This window comes from Candidatus Pelagibacter sp. (assembly GCF_965262185.1).
Taxonomy (GTDB): domain Bacteria; phylum Pseudomonadota; class Alphaproteobacteria; order Pelagibacterales; family Pelagibacteraceae; genus Pelagibacter.
In genome coordinates this window covers 363113-383847 of record NZ_OZ253498.1, presented here as the reverse complement: position 1 = coordinate 383847, position 20735 = coordinate 363113, and the positions used below count along the sequence as shown (strand labels likewise).

Annotated in this window: 20 protein-coding genes; 15 read left to right on the top strand and 5 right to left on the bottom strand. The window is 31.8% G+C overall.

The features are described 5' to 3' along the window. Positions 1-24 precede the first annotated feature (24 nt). Together ACQY31_RS02205 and ACQY31_RS02200 are read left to right on the top strand one after the other, a co-directional pair. Positions 25-438 carry a MarR family transcriptional regulator gene (locus tag ACQY31_RS02205; protein WP_428080420.1) on the top strand — a complete coding sequence of 138 codons (414 nt, stop codon included), beginning with the start codon at positions 25-27 and terminating at the stop codon, positions 436-438. Further along, complete coding sequence (locus ACQY31_RS02200) at positions 438-1253, top strand: 3-methyl-2-oxobutanoate hydroxymethyltransferase (RefSeq protein ID WP_428080418.1); 816 nt, start codon at positions 438-440, stop codon at positions 1251-1253. The genes ACQY31_RS02205 and ACQY31_RS02200 overlap by 1 nt, the downstream gene beginning before the upstream one ends. Here the strand turns inward: ACQY31_RS02200 and ACQY31_RS02195 are convergent. Then, complete coding sequence (locus ACQY31_RS02195; protein ID WP_262589470.1) at positions 1250-2044, bottom strand: HpcH/HpaI aldolase family protein; 795 nt, start codon at positions 2042-2044, stop codon at positions 1250-1252. The genes ACQY31_RS02200 and ACQY31_RS02195 overlap by 4 nt on opposite strands. 2 nt (positions 2045-2046) lie before the next feature. After that, a complete protein-coding gene (locus ACQY31_RS02190; RefSeq protein ID WP_428080416.1) occupies positions 2047-3489 on the bottom strand; it encodes an NAD-dependent succinate-semialdehyde dehydrogenase in 1443 nt (480 codons plus the stop codon). A gap of 95 nt (positions 3490-3584) precedes the next feature. Here ACQY31_RS02190 and iolD point away from each other — a divergent pair, with 95 nt between their 5' ends. Further along, the gene (gene iolD, locus ACQY31_RS02185; RefSeq protein ID WP_428080414.1) at positions 3585-5429 is read left to right on the top strand and encodes a 3D-(3,5/4)-trihydroxycyclohexane-1,2-dione acylhydrolase (decyclizing); all 1845 of its coding nucleotides are present in this window, start codon (positions 3585-3587) and stop codon (positions 5427-5429) included. 6 nt (positions 5430-5435) lie between these two features. Beyond that, positions 5436-6593 (top strand): Gfo/Idh/MocA family protein, encoded by a 1158-nt coding sequence (locus ACQY31_RS02180; protein ID WP_428080412.1) that lies wholly within the window; start codon positions 5436-5438, stop codon positions 6591-6593. Positions 6594-6603: 10 nt separating this feature from the next. On the opposite strand, the gene ACQY31_RS02175 is transcribed toward ACQY31_RS02180, so the two are convergent. Next, on the bottom strand, positions 6604-7608 hold the full coding sequence (locus tag ACQY31_RS02175; RefSeq protein ID WP_428080410.1) for a 4-hydroxythreonine-4-phosphate dehydrogenase PdxA: 1005 nt from the start codon (positions 7606-7608) through the stop codon (positions 6604-6606). 89 nt (positions 7609-7697) lie between these two features. Between ACQY31_RS02175 and ACQY31_RS02170 the strand changes: the two genes are divergently transcribed. The 11 genes from ACQY31_RS02170 to ACQY31_RS02120 all read left to right on the top strand — a co-directional run bounded on the left by ACQY31_RS02170 (position 7698) and on the right by ACQY31_RS02120 (position 18737). Then, positions 7698-8672: a Bug family tripartite tricarboxylate transporter substrate binding protein gene (locus ACQY31_RS02170; RefSeq protein WP_428080408.1), complete on the top strand. Its 975-nt coding sequence runs from the start codon at positions 7698-7700 to the stop codon at positions 8670-8672. A gap of 24 nt (positions 8673-8696) precedes the next feature. After that, a complete protein-coding gene (locus tag ACQY31_RS02165; RefSeq protein ID WP_428080406.1) occupies positions 8697-9203 on the top strand; it encodes a tripartite tricarboxylate transporter TctB family protein in 507 nt (168 codons plus the stop codon). Next, positions 9204-10676, top strand: a complete 1473-nt coding sequence (locus tag ACQY31_RS02160) for a tripartite tricarboxylate transporter permease (protein WP_428080404.1) — start codon at positions 9204-9206, stop codon at positions 10674-10676. A 2-nt stretch (positions 10677-10678) separates the two neighbouring features. Next, positions 10679-11428 (top strand): SDR family NAD(P)-dependent oxidoreductase, encoded by a 750-nt coding sequence (locus ACQY31_RS02155; protein WP_428080402.1) that lies wholly within the window; start codon positions 10679-10681, stop codon positions 11426-11428. Positions 11429-11433: 5 nt separating this feature from the next. After that, positions 11434-12336 (top strand): ROK family protein, encoded by a 903-nt coding sequence (locus tag ACQY31_RS02150; RefSeq protein ID WP_428080400.1) that lies wholly within the window; start codon positions 11434-11436, stop codon positions 12334-12336. Between the two features lie 256 nt (positions 12337-12592). Continuing rightward, positions 12593-13498, top strand: coding sequence for a sugar ABC transporter substrate-binding protein (locus ACQY31_RS02145; RefSeq protein WP_428080398.1), 906 nt, complete (start codon positions 12593-12595; stop codon positions 13496-13498). Positions 13499-13570: 72 nt separating this feature from the next. Beyond that, positions 13571-15166 carry an ABC transporter permease gene (locus ACQY31_RS02140; protein ID WP_428080396.1) on the top strand — a complete coding sequence of 532 codons (1596 nt, stop codon included), beginning with the start codon at positions 13571-13573 and terminating at the stop codon, positions 15164-15166. After that, positions 15166-15945 carry an ATP-binding cassette domain-containing protein gene (locus ACQY31_RS02135; protein WP_428080393.1) on the top strand — a complete coding sequence of 260 codons (780 nt, stop codon included), beginning with the start codon at positions 15166-15168 and terminating at the stop codon, positions 15943-15945. Before ACQY31_RS02140 ends, ACQY31_RS02135 begins: the two co-directional genes overlap by 1 nt. After that, complete coding sequence (locus tag ACQY31_RS02130) at positions 15945-16706, top strand: SDR family NAD(P)-dependent oxidoreductase (RefSeq protein ID WP_428080391.1); 762 nt, start codon at positions 15945-15947, stop codon at positions 16704-16706. The genes ACQY31_RS02135 and ACQY31_RS02130 overlap by 1 nt, the downstream gene beginning before the upstream one ends. A gap of 8 nt (positions 16707-16714) precedes the next feature. Next, the gene (locus ACQY31_RS02125; RefSeq protein WP_428080389.1) at positions 16715-17698 is read left to right on the top strand and encodes an aldose epimerase family protein; all 984 of its coding nucleotides are present in this window, start codon (positions 16715-16717) and stop codon (positions 17696-17698) included. Between the two features lies 1 nt (position 17699). Next, entirely contained in the window at positions 17700-18737 is a 1038-nt protein-coding gene (locus ACQY31_RS02120) for a Gfo/Idh/MocA family protein (RefSeq protein WP_428080387.1), read from the top strand. Here ACQY31_RS02120 and ACQY31_RS02115 read toward each other — a convergent pair. Both ACQY31_RS02115 and ACQY31_RS02110 read right to left on the bottom strand, forming a co-directional pair. Continuing rightward, positions 18734-19798 (bottom strand): tartrate dehydrogenase, encoded by a 1065-nt coding sequence (locus ACQY31_RS02115; protein ID WP_428080385.1) that lies wholly within the window; start codon positions 19796-19798, stop codon positions 18734-18736. The two genes, ACQY31_RS02120 and ACQY31_RS02115, sit on opposite strands and share 4 nt — an antisense overlap. Then, a complete protein-coding gene (locus ACQY31_RS02110; RefSeq protein WP_428080383.1) occupies positions 19795-20733 on the bottom strand; it encodes an alpha-E domain-containing protein in 939 nt (312 codons plus the stop codon). Before ACQY31_RS02110 ends, ACQY31_RS02115 begins: the two co-directional genes overlap by 4 nt. Between the last annotated feature and the right edge of the window lie 2 nt (positions 20734-20735).

Here is a 20735-nt window from a genome sequence, read left to right as displayed (position 1 = left end):
CTTAATAAGTTTAAGTTTATTTAAATGAAAAGACAGTTTAAGTATCCTAAAAATTTTGAAGAACAGAAGAGAATTCCAAAATTAACTCAAAAAAGAATTAAATTAGCCGAAATTTCTCTTGGAGATTTTGAGGGAAGGTTGGCAAACGATTTATTAAATTGGTTTTCTCTCACACCTCAACATTGGATCATGTTGCACATGGTGATGCTCGCTTATTATAAAAATAAATCTATCACTAAAAATGAACTTTTAAGAGTTATAGAGAAATCTTATTTAACTTCTAATGTTTATATCGATACAGCAATCAAAAAGGGTTATTTTAGGATTATCAGAAACGAAAAAGATAAAAGGTCAATTTTTATTTTACCATCTGTTGTCACTATTAAGACTTTTGAGGAATTTATCGATCGAAGAGATATTCTTTATAGAGGTGTTTAATGAAGAATGTATATACATGGGCGGCAAAACCAGCAAAAAGATCAACTACAGTAGGTGATTTAAAAGCAGCTAAAGGCAAAAGAAAATTTACTCAAGTTACTGCAAATACTATTGACGAAGCTTCTGCAGCCGAAAAAGCTGGTTTTGATATGATTATTGCTAACGCTAAAAATGTTATTCCAGTGAGGGAAGGATCTAAAAATCTTTTTTTAACTGCAGCTTTAGTTTTGAATGAATTTGTTACAGCAGATGACATTATGCGAGGAGCATTTAAAGCTTTAGAAAATGGTGCTGATGCTGTGATGACACCAAGAAGCATGGATATAGTAGAAATGTTAGCAAAGGAAGATGTACCTGTGATGGGTCACTTAGGATTAGTTCCAAGAAAATCTACTTGGATAGGTGGACTTCGAGCAGTTGGTAAAACAGCAAACGAAGCTTATGAGTTATTTCAAAAATTTAAAAGATTAGAAGATGCAGGAGCCTTTTCTGCTGAATGTGAAGTTATACCTGAAAATGTGATGGGAGAAATTTCCAAACGAACAGATATTGTTACTGTTTCATTAGGATCTGGAAAAAATGCAGATGTGATGTACTTATTTATGGAAGATATTTGTGGTGATACCGAAAATCCTCCAAGACATTCTAAAGCTTATGGAAACTTATTAAAACTTAGAAATGAAATTAAAGTTGAAAGAGTTAAAGCACTTAAAGCATTTAAAAAAGATTCTATGGCTGGAAAGTTTCCGAGTAATAAACAATCCTCTAATTTAGATAAAAATCAGTTTGAAGAATTTTTAAATCAACTTGATTAATAAGTAGCGTCGTCGTCTTTTTTAGACAAAGAACCTTTCATCTTATCAACAGTTGCTTTTGCACCAGCACTTAAAGCTCTTAAATCAGAAGCTATCGTTACAAAATCAAAACCTTTTTCAATCATCTTAGTTGCGTATTCTGTTGTACCATTGTGAATTCCTGCAAAAATATTATTTTTCTTTGCATGTTCTAGAATTCTCAAAATTTCAGAATAAGCTTTTGTTGTTTCAGCTCGATCAAATCCAGGTTTTTCACCAATTGCTAAACTTAAGTCTGCAGGCCCAATATAAATTCCGTCAACACCTGGTGTAGACATTATCTCATCTAAATTTTCCAAAGACTCTTTTGTTTCTATCATTGCTAATTTAAGAATTTCTTCATTAGCGTGATCTGCATAATCTGCACCACCATAAATTAATCCTCTGACAGGACCGAAACTTCTGTAGCCATCAGGTGGGTACATACATGCTTGAACAAAATTTTCAGCTTCTTTTCTATTACTGACCATTGGACAAACAATTCCATAACAACCAGCGTCTAAAATTTTCATTATTTGACCTGGCTCATTCCAATTAACTCTAGCAAGTGGAGTGACATCTGTTGTCGAAATTGTTTGAAGCATTGGAAGAGCATTACTGTAATCAACTAATCCATGCTGCATATCTATGGTTAATGAATCCCAACCTTGATGTGCCATTGCTTCTGCAGATGCTGTGCTTGGAATTGCACACCAACCGTTAATGACGGGTTTACCGTCTTTCATCATTTGTTTAATTTTATTTTTTCTCATTATTATACTTTTAATGCCATGTGAGTGTATTTAACGTTTAGATAATCTTTAATCGCCATTGATCCACCCTCACGTCCGTAACCAGTTTGTTTGATACCACCAAAAGGAGCCTCTGCTACAGCAACTGCACCAGTATTAACAGCAACGCAACCAGACTCTAACATTTCAGAACCTCTGTTCGCTTGATCCATAGAATTTGTATACAAATAGCTACATAAACCAAGGTCATTATTGTTTGCTCTTTCTATGACTTCATCAAATGTTTTAAACGTAAGAACGGGTACAAGAGGACCAAATGGTTCTTCCCTCATAATTGTAAAATCATCTTTTACATTGTCAAAAACAGTTGGCTCGTAAAAATAACCTTTGTTAAAACCAGAAGGTCTTTTTCCTCCCATTAAAACATCTGCTCCTTCATTTTTTGTTGTCTCAACTAGTTTTTCAATTTCTTCTAATCTTTTTGCGGTTGTTAATGGACCTAAGATAGTTCCTTCATCCATACCATTACCAATTTTTAATTTCTTTGCTCTATCCATAAATGCACCAAGGAATTCATCTTTTTTATTTTCTTGGATATAAAATCTGTTTGGAGAGATACAAACTTGTCCATTGTTTCTGAATTTTGCAGTAATCGCAATATCTGCAACTTTATTCATATCAACATCATCACAAACAATAAAAGGTGAGTGACCACTAAGTTCCATAGTTACTCTTTGAACTTTATCTGCAGCTTTCTTTAATATTAATTTACCAACTCTTGTTGAACCAGTGATTGATACTTTTTTAATAATATCAGACTCTAATAATTCATTTGAAATTTCTGCAGGATCACCAGATAATAAATTAACCACACCATCAGGAACACCTGCTTCTTTACAAATATTAACTAATTCCATAACTGCACCAGGTGTAATTACATCTGGTTTACAAATTACAGAGCAACCTGCTGCTAATGCTGTTGAAATTTTTCTTGCAGCCAAAATAATTGGAAAGTTCCATGGTATTAAAGCAGCCACAACACCTACTGGCTGATAATAAACATGAACTCTTGTATCAGGAAATCTACTTTGAACTGTTTGACCGTAAATTCTTTTTGTTTCTTCTGCATTCCACTCAAATATATCCGCTCCTCCACCAACTTCTCCAACTCCTTCAGCAAGAGGTTTACCAACTTCAAGTGTTAACCATTTAGCAAGAACATCTTTTCTCTCTCTCATTAGATCTGCAATTTTTCTAATTACATATGATCTTTGCCATGGAGTAGTGTTACTCCAAACTTTAAGACCTTTCTCAGCTGACTTTAATGCTTTTTGTACATCTGCTGAAGAAGCTTTTGATGCTTTTCCAATCACTTCCTCAGTTGCAGGGTTGATTACATCATATGTCTCTTTTTTTTCTGCTTCTTGCCATTTTCCATCAATGAATTGTCCAAATTTGTTATACATAATTTTTTTATTTTTTAAGGTTTACTAAGTTGGGTTTTTTAATTTATAAATATAAATATATATAAACATTATACATAAAAAAAATAAACCCAATTATGAAAAAAATCACTCTTACTTGTGCACATGCAATCGTTAAATATTTAATTGCCCAAAAAATATTAATTAATGGCAAAAAAGAACCACTCTTTCCTGGTGTCTTTGGAATTTTTGGACACGGAAATGTAGCGTGTTTAGGTCAGGCACTTGAAGAAAATCAAAAAGAATTACCGACTTATAGAGGCCATCATGAACAGAATATGGCTTTAACTGGAATAGGTTATGCTAGAGCTAAGAGAAGGCAACAAATTTTTGTTGCCACATCATCTGTTGGTCCAGGAGCAACCAACATGGTTACTGCAGCAGCAGTAGCAATGAGTAATAGATTACCAATTTTATTTTTACCTGGTGATACTTATGCAAATAGAATGCCAGATCCAGTATTACAACAAGTTGAACATTTTAACAATCCAAGCGTAACTGCAAATGATGCTTTCAAACCAGTTACAAGATATTTTGATCGTATCACTAGACCTGAACAAATAATTCAATCATTTCCAATAGCAGTTCAAACAATGTTAGATCCTGCTGAATGTGGTCCTGCTTGTATTGCGCTAAGTCAAGATATCCAAGGTCAAACTTTTGATTATCCAGAAGAATTTTTTAAAGAAAGAGTTCATACTATTAGAAGACCAAGACCAGATGAATTTCAAATTAAAGAAGCAGCTGAGAAAATTAAATCTTCAAAAAATCCAATCATAATATCTGGAGGTGGAGTTTTTTATTCAGATGCAATGGAAGAATTAAGTCAGTTTGCAATCAAACATAATATTCCAGTTACACAAACTGTAATGGGTTATTCAACAATGAAAAGAGATCATTCTCATTTTGCAGGTCAAATTGGAGGACTTGGCGGAAAAAATACAAACTCATTAGCTAAACAAACTGATCTAGCGATTGCTATAGGTACAAAACTTGCTGATTTTACAACAGGATCATGGGCAAACTTTGAAAACGAAAATTTCAAGTTAGTTTCAATCAATGTATCAAGATATGATGCTAATAAACATTTAGCACAAGCAGTTGTTGGAGATGCAAAAGTTTCATTAACTGAACTTTCTCAAGCCTTAGGTGATTGGAAAGCAGGGGAGGATTGGAATAAGAAATCTCAAACAGAACTTAAATCATGGAATGAACATATAGATAAAGAAAGTGCTCCAACTAATCAGGAGGTTCCAAGTTATGTTCAGGTAATTGGAGCAATTTATAGAAACTCTGATCCAACTGATATTGCAGTTACAGCTGCAGGAGGTTTGGTAGGTGAAGTAATACAAGTATGGAGACCAAGAGAACTAAATACCCATGAAACAGAGTGGGGTTTTAGTTGTATGAGTTACGAAATATCTGGAGCACTAGGAATTAAGATGGCTAATCCAGATAAAGAAGTGATCTCATTTGTAGGTGATGGATCTTATCTATTAAATAACACTGATATTTATTCATCAGTAATAACAAAAAATAAATTAATTATAGTAGTTTGTGATAACGGTGGCTTTGCAGTTATAAACCGACTTCAATTATTCAAAGGTGGAAAAGAGTATAACAACTTATTAAAGAGTTCTAACACTCCTGGCTTAGTAGATGTAGATTTTGCAAAACATGCTGAAAGTATGGGTGCGAAATCTGAACACGTTACTTCAATTTCAGATCTTGAAGCTGCATTTAAAAGAGCCAAAGCATCTGATGTAACTTATGTTATTTCAATTAAAACTCACGCTTATAAATGGGTAGAAGGATCATCTTTTTGGGATAGTCCAACTTTAGAAATTCCAACTACAAAAGAAAATGAAGAAGCTTTAAAACTTTACAAAGAAGGAAGAAGCAAACAAAGACAAGGTATTTAATCCTTTATGAATAAAGTATTTAAAGTTGGCCTTATAGGATGTGGTCATATTTCAGAGACTTATTTTAGAGCTCAAGAGTACTTTAATAACATCAGGATTGTTAAATGTGCTGATTTAAACATGGAAACAGCAAAGAAGTGTGCAATTCATTATAATATCGAAGCAGTAACTGTTGAGGAGCTTTTAAAAGATAAAGAGATTGAAATAATATTAAATCTTACAATCCCTGTAGCACATTTTGAAGTTTCAAAAATGGCATTAAAAAATGACAAACATTCTTATGCTGAAAAACCAATGTCTGTTAACTTTGAGGATGGAAAAAAATTAGTTGAACTTGCTAAAGAAAAAAATCTTTATATAGGAAATGCACCTGACACTTTTTTAGGCGGAGGTATTCAGAAAACTAGAGAGCTAATTGATAACGGTGTAATTGGTGACATTAAATTGGGTAACGCAATTTTTGCTTATCCAGGAATTCAATCATATCACCCTAATCCAGAACCTTGGTTTGCTGAAAATGAAGGTGGTCCTGTAATCGATATGGGTCCATATTATCTTACTGCATTAGTAAATCTAATTGGTCCAGCAAAACAAGTGCAAGGAAGATGTACAAAAGTTTTTGAAGAAAGAGAAATTGGGATAGGTCCAAAAAAAGGTCAAAAATTTAAAGTAGAATCTCCAACAACTTATCTTGCAACTATACAATTTGAAAATGATTGTATTATACAGATTACTTTATCTTTTGATGTGGTTGCTCATCAAAGAAACCATATAGAACTGTATGGTAACAAAGGATCAATTATTGTTCCTGATCCAAATATGTTTGGTGGATCAGCTTTTGTTTCAGTAACTGCTGGTGGTAATTGGGGTGAACACAAAACAGACACGATGCCTTTAGGAAAAATTAATATTAAAAGTCAAAGCTCTAGAGCTAACGAATCTCCAACTAATGCAAATTATAGAGGAGCAGGTCTATCAGAGATGGCTTATGCAATTGAAAATAATTTAGAGCATAGATGTAATGGAGAACTTTCTTTGCATGTTTTAGATATCATAGACTCAACTATGAGAGCATCTCAAACAGGTATACCACAAGAAATAAAAACTACTTGCAAGAAACCAAAACCTTTTACTTTGGAAGAAATAAAAAAAATACTAAATTAAAAAGAGAATTTTAGTTATTTAGTTGTTTTTTGTTTTCAGCCATTGATAAAGCAATTTTAAATGAGTTTAAAATTGGAGCTAAGTTAGCTTCATTTTTTCCAGCAATTGCAAACGCAGATCCATGTGCAGTAGTTGTTACAGGAACAGTTAATCCTCCTTGAACAGTAACTCCTCTGTCAAAACCAAATGCTTTAAGTCCAGATTGAAGTGCATCATGATACATTCCAACCATACAATCATGGTTTTTATTTTTATAAGCAACTACAAAAGAAGTATCACATGGCAAAGGACCATCTGTATTAAATCCAAGTTTTTTTGCTTCTTCTATTGCTGGAATAATTTCATCTTTTTCTTCAGTACCAAATTCTGCATGTGGATTAAGTGCTTGAACTGCTATTCTAGGATTTTTTACACCGTTTAATTCCATAACTTCATTTATTAATTTAATTGGTTTTAAGATATTTTCTTTTGTGATGTGTTGTGCAACTTCTTTAATAGGAATGTGAGAGGTTACTCTTGCTGTCCAAAAGTTATCTATAACATTAAACTCACAACAAAAACTTTTCACATCTAATTTTTCAGCCATTAATTGTAATTCATCTGAATGTGTATTTCCTCCAAGCTTTAAACTTGTCTTATTCATTGGCGCAAAATTAATCGCATCAATTTTTTTTTCTTTTGCAAGAGTTAAAGCTAAATCTAAAGCTTCTAAAACACTTTCACCTGATTCTTTTGAAGGTTCAGCTATTTTATATTTTTGGTTTTTTCCTTTTGAAATATCTAATAAAAATCTATTGGATTTATTAAAATCAATTTGATCAAAATTTTCTACGATTTCAAGTTGATGAGATTTTCCAGTTACATTGTTTCCACTCTCAAGAATTTGTTTTTCACCAATAACAACAATATTTGCTTTGTTAGTTATTTCTTCACTTAATAATTTTGAGATAAGCTCAGGTCCTATCCCCGCAGGATCCCCAAGTAGAAGTGCGATATTAGCTTTTGTTTGTGTCATTTTTTACTTTACGTCTTATATCTGAGTATGATTAAATCTTTAAATATAATTTATATATACATAAACTAAATAAACTAAAGAGGGAAATAATGAAAAAAAGCTTTAAACTATTTTTAGCAGCTGCTTTTTTAGTAACTGAATTTTTTGTTGTAGCTCTTCCATTAATGATCACATCTGCAAAAGCTGATGGACATCCAATTCAAGCAATTACTCACGCTGGTTTTGGTGGTGGAACTGACGTTACTACTAGAATGATGTTATTAAGAGCGAGAAGAGTTCTTAAACAAGATATGCAGTTAGTTAACAAAAAAGGTGGTGGTGGAGCAGCATCTATGGATTACATGATGTCTTTACCTGCAGATGGTAACCACACTTTAACTTGGACTACTGGTCATGCAGTATCAATGGCTTTAGGAAAAACTAAAGTAAAATTAAGCGATATGCAGCCTTTAGCAAGAGGTACAGACGATCCTCAATTATTTGTTGTTAACTGTAACAATGAAATTAAAGATGCTAAAAAATTCATTAGCGCGCAAAAATCAAAATCACTAAAATATGGAACAACACACACTGGTGGTATTGATGATGTTAGTGCAATTGCATTTACTAAAAAAGGTGGATTAACAGATCCAACTATTGTTGCTTACAAAGGTGTAGCACCAATTAAAACTAACCTAATCAAAGGTGATATCGATGTAGGTGTTTTAAACTTAGGTGAAGCATTAACTGAAATTAACGAAGGTAAACTTTGTGTGTCAGTTGTTTTAGCAAATAATAGAATGGCTAAAATTGGAGACTCTCCTACAGCTAAAGAACTAGGAATTCCTGTTTCTTTATCAACTGTTAGAGGTTTCGTAACTAAAAAAGGTGCTCCAGCAGAAAGAGTTAAACAATTAGAAGCTGGAATGATGAAAGCTATGAGCCACAACTATTACAAAAATTTCTTAACTGAAATTGGTCTTGATGAAACTAGTGTAGTTGGTGCTGACGAGTGGGGTAAGCAAATGGAAGAAATGCTTGCTGAAATGACTGCTCAGCTAAAAGCTTTAGGTTACATTAACTAATCTAATCATAAAGTACATTTGCATATGAAAAATGTACAAAAACAAAAAAGGGCAAACAAAAGTTTGCCCTTTTTTTTTAGAGATGAATTTAAAGTCTCTTTTGTAATTATTTTTATTTCTGTAGCATTATTAATTACTACTTTTACCTTTGATATTGTTCCTCCCATTTTAAATAGAGGAATACAACCTGCAACATTTCCAAAGGCACTATTGGTTTTAATAATAGTTATGACTTTACTAGTTTATTATTTAGCAACTAAAAATCCTTGGAAAGTTCAAAAAAAATTACCTAAATCATTCTTTTTAACACTTTCAAGTTTTGTAATATTTTTAGTAATTTCAAAAACTTTAGATTTCTTTTTAGCAATCTCAGCTTTATCTATTTTTGTTTCTTATTGTTGGGGAGAGAAAAGAATATTTTACTTATTGCTTGTTGGAATTATTTTTCCAGTGATTGTCTTTATTTTTTTTGAAACAATTTTAGGTTTAAGATTTCCACCTGGAATTATAACTAACATTTATTATAGCTAGATGGACAATTTATTGTTAATGATGGCTCCTTTATTTAGTTCAAAGCTATTATTAGTTTTATTTTTTGGAACATTGTTTGGATTAATCTTAGGAGTGTTACCTGGTTTAGGACCAACAACTGGTGGAGCATTAATTTTACCTTTTACAATGACACTTGATCCATTGTCAGCAATTGTATTATTAACTTCTATTTATTGTGCGGGTACCTACGGTGGTGCCATAACAGCAGTTCTAATTAACACACCTGGAACACCAGCTGCTGCAGCAACTTGTTTAGATGGTTATCCTTTAGCACAAAAAGGAGAGGCAGGTAGAGCTTTAGGAATGGCTACTGTTTCTAGTACAGTTGGTGGTATTTTTAGTGTTGTAATACTTGTCTTTTTTGCACCAATATTGGCTCAACTTGCATATGAGTTTGGTCAGCCAGAATATTTTGCATTAGCGATCTTTGGTTTAACGATGCTTGCATCAATTGGAGAAGGAAGCCCAATTAAAAATTTGATTGCGGGTGCATTTGGAATTTTAATTTCAACAGTTGGTAAAGATTTTATGACTTCAATTGATCGTTTTACATTTGGAATTAATGAATTAACAGAAGGGATTGGCTTTATTCCGGTTGTTGTTGGTTTATTTGCAATGAGTGAGATGTTAACTCAATCAACTTTAATTAATCAGGTATTTAACAGAATAGCTTTAAAAGCAATTAAACTTCCAAGTAAAGATGATTATAAAAAAACTTGGAAAACAATTTTAAGATCAAGTGGCATAGGTTCTTTTATTGGAGTGTTGCCTGCAGAAGGTGGAACAGTTGCTTCTTTAATTGGCTATTCAGAAGCAAAAAGATTTTCAAAAAAACCAGAAGAATTTGGAAAAGGATCTATTGAAGGTATCGCTGGTGCAGAAGCTGCAAACAATGCAGCAACTGGTGGTGCAATGGTTCCAACACTTGCACTTGGAATTCCTGGTAGTGCAACAACAGCTGTTATTTTAACTGGTTTAATTATACATGGGGTTAGACCTGGACCTGATTTATTTAGAGAACAACCTGAATTTTTGTATGGGATATTTGGTGCAATGTTAATTGCAAATGTGCTCTTTTTTATATTTGGTTTTTTCGGAGCTAAAATTTTTGCAAGAATAACGTTGGTACCTAATAAAATATTATGGCCAATGATTTTTGCAGTTTCAGTTTGTGGAACCTATTCACTAAATCAATCAATAATTGATGTTTGGATAATGTTATTTTTTGGAGTGCTTGGTTTCTTTATGAGAAGGTATGGTTTCTCAGTTGTCCCTGTTATCATTGGGTTAATTTTAGGTGAGTTAGTTGAAGGAACTTTAAGACAATCTCTGGTTATATTTGATGGAAATTGGTTAATGTTTTTTACAAGACCAATAGCCTTAACATTCTTCATTTTATCTTTAATTGCCCTAGCTTTTCCTTTAATAAGATCAAAAAAATTTAAAAAATAAAAATGATTAAATTTGATTTAAACAACAGGGTAGCAATTGTAACAGGTGGAGCTCAAGGTTTTGGATTAGCTATTACTGAAAGGTTTATTGAGTCTGGTGCCAAAGTAGTAATTTGGGATATCGACGAAGGCGAAGCCAAAAAAGCTTTAGAAAAAGTAAATTCTGAAAATTTAACTTATCAAATAGTTGATGTAAGCAATTATGAAACAATCAATTCAAAATTATCTGAAGTTGAAAAATCACATGGTAAGATTGATATCTTTATTAATAATGCAGGTGTAGCAGGCATGAACACTACTGTTGCAGAATATCCAATTGAAGAGTGGAATAAAGTTGTTAATCTTAACTTAAATGCAGTCTTTTATTGTTGTAAAGCAGTTGTTCCATTTATGGTAAAGAATGATTATGGAAGGATTGTAAATATTGCATCTATTGCAGGCAAAGAAGGAAATCCAAATGCAAGTGCTTATAGTACTTCTAAAGCAGGAGTTATAGGATTAACGAAATCTTTAGGTAAAGAACTTGCACAAAAAAATATTGCAGTAAATTGTGTTACTCCAGCAGCAGCAAAAACTAGAATTTTTGATCAAATGACTGAGGAGCATATAAATTATATGCTTTCAAAAATACCAAGAAATAAATTTGCTAAAGTAGAGGAATTAGCTTCTCTAGTTGCTTGGTTATCAAGTGAAGAAAATTCTTTTTCAACAGCTGCAGTATTTGATCTTAGTGGTGGTAGAGCAACTTACTAATCATTATGCAAGTGGGTATAGATGTTGGTGCAACAAAGATAGAGAGTGTTGTACTTGAAAAGGATGGACAAGAAAAACACAGATCTAGAATAGCATGTCCAAAAAACTATACTCAAATTATTACTGCTATAAGAGATATTCATAAAAAATTAGAAGAAGAGTTTAAACAAGAGCTTCCGATTGGTGTTTGCCATCCAGGAGTTCACTCTCCTCAAACTGGATTAGTTAAAAACGTTCCTAATATCAGTTGGTTAGAAAAAAAACCTTTTCAAAATGATTTACGTAAAGCATTAGGTAAAGAAGTATTTTGTGAAAATGATGCAAATTGTTTTGCTTTATCAGAATCTATTGATGGAGCAGGAAAACATTACAAAATCGTTTATGGAATTATTTTAGGATCTGGGGTTGGAGGTGGTTTGGTAATTGATAAAAAAATAGTAAGTGGTCCAAATGGTGTTGCAGGAGAGTGGGGCCATAACCAAATTCCTTACTTTGCTGCAAAAAAGGAAAATTTCGATTCAAGCAATCCAAGAGAAGCAGAGATTGAAAGTTTTTTATCTGGTTTAGGGTTGGCTAAAAGATTTAAAAAACTTTACGGAAAAAATTTAAAAACAAATGAAATTTTTGAATTAAATAGAAAACATGATTTAGATGCTGAAAAATTTATAGATGATTTTAAAGTAAATTTAGCAATGTCTCTTTCAAGTATAATAAATATTTTGGATCCCGATGCTTTTATATTTGGAGGAGGCGTTTCAAACGAAATTGATTTCTTACACGAAATAGATTCGTTAGTTAGAAAATTTGTAATTGGCAGAGAATACGAAGGTGTTTTTTTAAAACCAAGATATGGTGATGCTAGTGGCGTTAGAGGTGCTGCAAGATTAGGAAGAAGTGCGACGTATTAGAAAATTCTATTTTTAATTTAGTAAAAAAAATTAAAAATTTTTAAAAATAAGTAAAATAAATAAAAAATCATAAAAAATTATTTTCAACTAAAAGTTGAAACATATCAGTCTTGCTTAAATAAAATTAGGTATAGATATTATATATAATTTTTTTAATAGTTTTATTTTTTACTTTACTACTTGTGTTTGAATGTGTTTATATCCCGACTTATTAATTAATATATATATATTAACTAACTAACTTAAGAGGGAAATAATGAAAAAACTTATACTTTCGATTGCAGCTCTTGCATTATTTGCAACTTCTGCTTTCGCTGAAAGATACGTCATGATTACTCATGGTGAAGGAAAAGATCCTTTTTGGCCAGTAGTTCAAAAAGGTGGTGAAGATGCAGCTAGAGCAATCGGTGCTGACTTCGAATATATCTACAACCCTTCTGCTGATATGGCTGATATGGCAAGCTCAATTCAAGCTGCTGCAGCTACTCAACCAGATGGTATGGTAATTTCTTTACCAGATCCAGATGCATTAGGCCCAGCTATTAAAGCTGCTGTTGCTGCTGGTATTCCAGTAATTACAATGAACTCTGGTTTGGAGTCTTCTGCTAGCCTAGGTGCTTTAATGCACGTTGGTCAGCCTGAATTACTTGCTGGACAAAAAGCTGGTGAAAGAGCAAAAGCTGAAGGTGCTTCTAAAGCACTTTGTATGATTCAAGAAGCATACAACACAGCTCTTGTAGACAGATGTGAAGGTTACGGTTCAGCTGTTCCTATGCAAATGACTGATACTACATCTGACCCTGCAACTATTCAAACTAGAGCAACTGCTGCTTTACAAGCTAACAGTGATATCGATGCGATCCTTTCAGTAGGACCACACGTTTGTGAAGCTGTTGATAAAGCTTTAGCTGATCTAGGTATGACAGTACACCACTCTTGCTTCGACTTGAGTCCTGCAGTTATGGATTTAATTGGATCTGGAAGAGTTGCTTTCACTATCGACCAACAACAAAGATTACAAGGTTATATGCCAATTATCGTATTACACTTGTACAACAACAGTGCTGGACTTTTACCAGGAGCTAACATCCCATCAGGACCTGGCTTCGTTGATAAGTCTAACGCTTCTTCAGTTGCTGCTTTAGCGGGAATTGACAGATAGTCTGTAATAATTTAAAGGGTCGATTATTCAATCGGCCCTTTTTTTTTATAAAATTAATAAATCTTTTTATAAATGAATACATCAACAACAAAAAAGCCAAGACAAGAGTCAGACCGACAAGGCGAAAAAAAATGGTACTCTGCATTTATATCTCGTCCAGAGGTTGGACCTTTAGGAGTGATGATTTTGCTTTTTTGTATGTTGGGATACTTTTCTATTCCAGAAGGACAATTTTCACTTAACCCATTTACCGGTGAAGGATTTAACGCATTAGGAATTAGAAATAATTTTAGGGTAATTGCTCAATTAGGGATTGTTGCACTTGCTGCTGGAATGTTAATCATTGCAGGTGAATTTGATCTTTCTGTTGGTTCAATGATCGGCTTTGCTGGTGGTTGTATGGCAATGATACTAAAATGGGGTTTTGCTGTTGTTATTCCTTACATATCTTTTGAAGGTGGTTTTCATTTTGAAGGATTTACATTATTTAAAATTCAAGATGTATCTCCATTATTAGCAATATTAATTACATTATGTATGACATTATCTTTTGGATGGATACAAGGATGGATAGTTGTTAAAAGTGGTATATCTTCTTTCATTGTTACACTAGGTGGACTTTTTTTCTTAAGAGGATTAACTGAGGTATCATACAGAGCATTTAACAAAGCACCTGATCAAACTGCTGGATCAACAACTGTTACAGATTTACCAGATATCAAAAACATTATAAATGTACCGGGTCATGGAGAAATGGAAAGAGACGCGGCCAAATCTTTACCAAATGACCAATTATTAGAAATTCTTAGCACTGTGCCAGCGAGCACGGTTGCAAAATTAACTGAACGATTAACATATGTTAACGAAAAAGTTGCAGCTTACAAAACTGCCATGAATGCTGAAAAGATGATTGCAACTTTAGAAAAATCATTAGCTGGAGCAAAAAAATCTGGCAATGACTCAATGGTTGAAATTTTAACAAAGAAAATTGAAGCTGGAGTTAATGTTCCTGATGTTGCTGCAAAGGCTGTTACAGATATTGATATAGCAAAAGCTTACATCGACACAATTGTTACAGCTAGACCAGTCGCTAATTTCTTTGGAGGCGATATTATGGAGCCAGTATTTAACTGGTTATATTATACAGTAGATTGGAATGTAAATAACTTTGGAAACATTTTTGCTAAAGGGATGTATTCCGCATTAATGATCTGGGGACTTATAGCGTTTATTTGTTATTTAATTTTAAGTAAAACTCAAGCGGGTAACTGGATTTATTCAACTGGTGGAAATCTTAATGCTGCAAAAGCTAATGGTGTGCCGACGAATAAAGTTAAGATTTCATTATTTATGTTTACTGCGTTCTGCGCAACTATGTTTGCGGCGTGTCAGGTGTTTGAAGTTAATACTGCAGATACAGCAAAAGGTAATTTAAAAGAATTAGAAGCAATTGCTGCAGCGGTTATTGGTGGTGTTGTATTAACCGGAGGGTTTGGAACCATAGGTGGAATAATTCTAGGTACAATCATTTTCGGAATTGCAAAAGAAGCTTTCTTTTATATTCCTGGAATTGATGGATCATTCTACAGAGTGTTCCTTGGAGCAGTGCTTGTTACTGCCGCCTTTACCAATGAAAATATAAGAAAACGAATTATGGGAACTATCTAATGGACAAAAAACCATTAATTGAAATAAAAAATTTAGTAAAAAAATTTGGAGCATTTACTGCTTTAAATGGTGTTTCGTTAGATGTTTATCCAGGTGAAGTTCATGCATTGTTAGGTGATAATGGTGCTGGAAAATCAACTTTGATCAAAGTGTTATCTGGTGTTCATCCTATGACAAGTGGAGAAATAAAAGTCGATGGAGAAATTGTTAACTTCACCTCACCACGTCAAGCATCTGATGCAGGTATTGGAACTGTTTATCAAGATTTAGCACTAAACGCACTAACTTCAGTAACAAGAAATTTTTTTCTTGGACGTGAATTGATAAAAGGTCCCGCCGGATTTGGTTTAATGCAAATGGATGAGATGGATAGAATAACAATAGAGGAGATGTCTAAAATAGGAATAAATATTTCAAACCCTAATCAACCAGTTGGAACAATGTCAGGTGGACAAAGACAAACATTGGCAATTGCAAGAGCAACTTATTTTGGTGCAAAGATATTAATATTAGATGAACCTACATCAGCGTTAGGTCAAAAGCAGCAAATGGAAGTTTTAAAAACAATTAAAAAAGTTCAAAGTTTAGGAAATATTGCCATTATACTTATCACTCACAATGAAATTCATGCACGACTTATTGCTGATCGATTTACTTTTTTAAGTTTAGGGGAAGTAATTGGTTCGGGATTGTCATCAGAACTAGGTAATGAAGATGTGAAAAGGTTGATGGCAGGTGGTGCTAAAATTGGCGATCTAGCTAAAGAATTGGAGATATAATGAAAGTAAAATATTACGATTTAGAAAATAAAAGAGTATTTATAACGGGTGGTGGATCTGGAATTGGTGCTTCAATTGTTGAACATTTTTGTGAACAAGGTTCTGAGGTTTACTTTATTGATATTAATGTATCAGAGTCTGAAAAATTAATTGAAGATATAAAAAATAAAAAATATTCAATACCAACTTTTATTGAGTGTGATTTGTTAAATATTAAACAACTTCAAAAGACAATTGCGGACATTATAGATCAAAAAGGTCCAATAGATATTTTAATCAATAATGCTGCTAACGATACAAGGCATAAAATTGATGATGTTACAGAAGAGTATTGGAATGAGAGAATGAATGTAAACCTAAGACATTATTTTTTCACAGTTCAATCAGTTAAAAAATCAATGATTGAAAACAAGGGTGGAGTAATTGTTAATATGGGTTCAGCATCTTGGATGGTTGGACAAGGTGGTATGGCAGCTTATACAGCTGCAAAATCTGGCGTAGTTGGCTTAACAAGATCCTTTGCTAGAGATTTAGGAGAATTTAATATTAGAGTTAACTCAGTAGTCCCAGGGTGGGTCTTAACACAAAGACAAATTGATATGTGGTTAAACGAAGAATCCGAAAAAGATTTGATGAAAAACCAATGTTTAAAAGAGAAGTTAATGCCCCACGAGCTTGCACAAACGGTATTATTTTTTTCATCAGAACAATCTTCTGGTTGCACAAATCAATCTTACATTGTTGATAAAGGCTGGCTATAAGGGACTTTGTGAAAGTACAAAGTTCAACGATAGAAAATAAGTATTTAAGAGTTAAATCAATTAATATTGGTGCTTGTTTATATGAAGTTTATGACAAGCGAAGGAAAATTAATTTAATCTTAAATCTAGGCCCTACAAAAAATTATAGTAATAAGAATTTTTATGTGGGTGCTACTTGTGGTAGGTACGCGGGCAGAATTTCAAATTCAAGATTTAAGATTAAAAATAAGATTTATAAACTTAATGGCAATGAAGGAAGAAACACGTTACATGGAGGAAAAATAGGATTTGATAGATTAGAGTGGAAAATAAAACATTATTCAAAAAATAAAATTATCTATCAATTGTCATCTAAACATCTAGATCAAGGTTTTCCAGGAGATTTGAATTCTGAGTGTATTTTTGAAATCAAAAACAAAAGTTTATTCATTAAATACCAATATAAATCAAACCAATTAACTCATGTGAGTTTAACCAATCATAGTTATTGGAATTTAAACAAGAATAAAAAAGAAACAATTTTTAATCATGATTTAAAAATTAACTCTGAAAAATATCTTGAAGTAACTAATAAATTAATCCCAACTGGTAAAATTAAAAAAGTTAAAAATACCATTAATGATTTTAATAAGTTTCAAAATATTGGAAAAAAAATAAACATTATTAAAAACAAAAAAATAAAGAAAGTATCCAATACAATCAATCAATTAGGATTTGATTTAACATATTGTATTAAAAAAAATTCTAAAAATTATTTAGCTTCTCTAAAAAATAAAAATACTAATATTCAATTAGACTTTTATTCAAATCTTCCTGGAGTGCAGCTTTATACTAGTCAAGGTTTAAGATATAAAAATAAACTTGCTCCTTACCAGGGTGTTTGTTTAGAAACTCAACACTACCCGGACGCACCAAATAATAAAAATTTTCCAAGTACTTTAATTAAACCTAATAAACTTTATAAATACTTTACAAAGATAAATATTTTGTAAAATGAATAAACAAATAAACATATCCATTGTTGGAACAGGTTTAATGGGGTTGCAGCACGTAAAAGCAATTTCAAAATCTAAAAAAGCAAACCTTCATTCAATAGTAGATATTACTAACAATGCTAAAAATTTATCAAAAAAATATAAAATCCCATTGTATTCAAATGTAGACGAACTTTTGAACTCAAAAAATTTGGATGCTGTAATTGTAGCTACTCCAAATCAACTTCATGAAAAACATACAGTCAGTTTCTTAAAGAAAAAAATTCCGGTATTATTAGAAAAACCTATTTCAGATAACATTAATTCTGCTAAAAAAATTATTAGTAGTGCTAATAAAAATAAAACACCGTTATTGATCGGTTATCATAGAAGGCATAATTCAATTGTATCAAAGGTAAAAGAGTTAATCGATAAAGGAAAATTAGGAAACATCGTTTCAGCAAATGTTTTGTGTTGGCTTTATAAACACAAAGCTTATTACAAAGAAAAATGGAGAATTAGTAAAGGAGGCGGACCTTTAGGAATTAATTTAGTCCATGATATCGATATGATTTGCTACTTACTTGGATCTATTAAATATGTTCAAGCATTTACAACCAATAAAACTAGAAAATTTGCAGTTGAAGATACAGCTACAATTAGCTTAATTTTTAATTCAGGTGCACTTTGCACCTTAAATTTATCAGATACAATTGTTGCTCCATGGAGTTATGAACTAACAGCAGGAGAAAATCCTGCTTATCCAATAACTAATCAGTCTGCATACATGATCGGTGGCACCAAAGGATCATTACAATTTCCTAATTTAAAATATTGGTTTTATAAAAATGAGCGAAGTTGGTGGAATAAGATATTTGTTAATGAAGATAAAAACAAAAAAGACGATAGTACTTTAGTAAACCAAATTGATCATTTTGCCGATGTTGTTTCTAAAAAAGTTAAACCAAAGGTAAATGGAAATGACGGATTAATCTCTCTTAAGATTTTTGCAGCAATAACCAAAAGTGCAAAAACTGGTAAGAAGGTTAAGATTTAAAGATTAGCCAATATTGAATTAGAACATTTTAAGGTGTCAGCATCTCCACCTAAGTCTTTAGTTCTATTTTCTTTTTCACTTAAAGATTTTTCAATAGCTTCAACAATTGAATTGGAAGCTTCTTTTTCTCCCAAATAGTCTAACATCATTGCACCAGACCAAATTTGTCCTACAGGATTAGCAATACCTTTTCCTGCAATATCAGGTGCTGAACCATGAACTGGTTCAAATAAAGATGGAAATTTATTTTCAGGATTAATATTACCAGATGGAGCAATTCCAATAGTTCCAGTGCAAGCAGGTCCTAAATCAGAAAGAATGTCTCCAAATAAATTAGATGCAACAACAACATCAAACCATTCAGGATTTAGTACAAATCTAGCAACCAAAATATCAATATGATATTGATCTGTTTCAATTTCAGGATAATTTTCTTTCATTGCATTAAAACGTTCATCCCAAAACGGCATTGTAATTGAAATACCATTTGATTTTGTTGCATTAGTTAATTTTTTTCTTTTTCTTTGTTTTGCTAATTCAAAAGCAAATTTTTGAACTCTATCTATTCCATGGGCAGACATGATAGTTTCCTGAATAGCTATTTCTCTATCAGTATTTTTAAACATTCTTCCACCAACAGAAGAGTATTCACCTTCAGTATTTTCTCTAACAATTAGCATATCAATGTCACCTGGTTTTTTATTTGCTAACGGAGGATTAATTCCAGGAAACAATTTTACCGGCCTAAGATTGATATATTGATCAAATTCTCTTCTAAACTGAAGTAAGGATCCCCATAAAGAAATATGATCTGGAACATGATCTGGCATACCAACTGCACCAAAGAATATTGCATCATGTTTTCCTAATTTTTCCTTCCAATCATCTGGAAGCATTTTTCCATGTTTTTCATAATAATCACATGAAGCAAAATCATATTCTGTAAAATTTATTTTAAATTGATGTTTTTCAGCAGCGTCTTTTAGTACTTTTAAGCCTTCAGGAACTACTTCTTTTCCTATCCCATCTCCTGCTATTGATGCAATGTTATATTCTTTCATTTTTTTATTTTTAATTTAAAGAAAAAATATTTTTTTTCTATGTTATAGCTTAGCTCACTGATTTCTTTTAATGTTTTTTCTAAAAATAAAAGCAAACTGTCTATATCATCATTCTTTATATTAAATTTTTCTACTTTTTTATTCAAATATTTGATTTTTTTAATCAAATCATTTTTTTTTGATATTCTATACAAAGCTCTTTCAATTTGATTTAAATTCCAGCTAATTGATCTTGGAAAAATATCTGCTTTAAGAAAAAAATTAATGATATCAGAAACTGTTATATCTTGTTTTGAATATTGTCTGTAGGCTTGGAAAGCAGAAATAGATTTTAGAATATTTATCCATTCCAATGTTAAATATTCATATCCTTTTTTATGTTGTTTAGATCTTAAAGATTGTGATTGAAGTATTCTTATCATCATATCAGTTCTTTCAATAAATCTTCCAAGACGTAAAAATTGATATTCAATGTTTCTTTGCATTTCCATATCAGTAGAGTACATGAAGCTTTGGGAACCTTGGATTACTTCATTGAGTATTTTGATATAGTTTTTTTTATTTTTTCTAGTTTTTATATTTTTATTAAATTTTAATATTAAATCATTTAATTTTATTATTGATTGCTCGGGTAGTATATCTCTTATCACCAAAGAATTTTGTTGAGATAAATTTAATGAATTAAAAATAGAGGATAGATTTGATTTATTTAAAATAAAATATTCTATTGTTTTTTTTTCAGAATATTTTTTATTCAATTTGATATAGTCTTTGTTTAAATTTGTTACAGTTAATAAGGGTTTCCAAGAAATTTCATCTTCCAATGATAAATCTAATTGTAATTCACTAGTAGTAATTAATAATCTTGATGTAAAATTTGATCTTTCAAGATATCTAGACATCCAATACAATAATTTTGCTCTTCTACTTAACATAA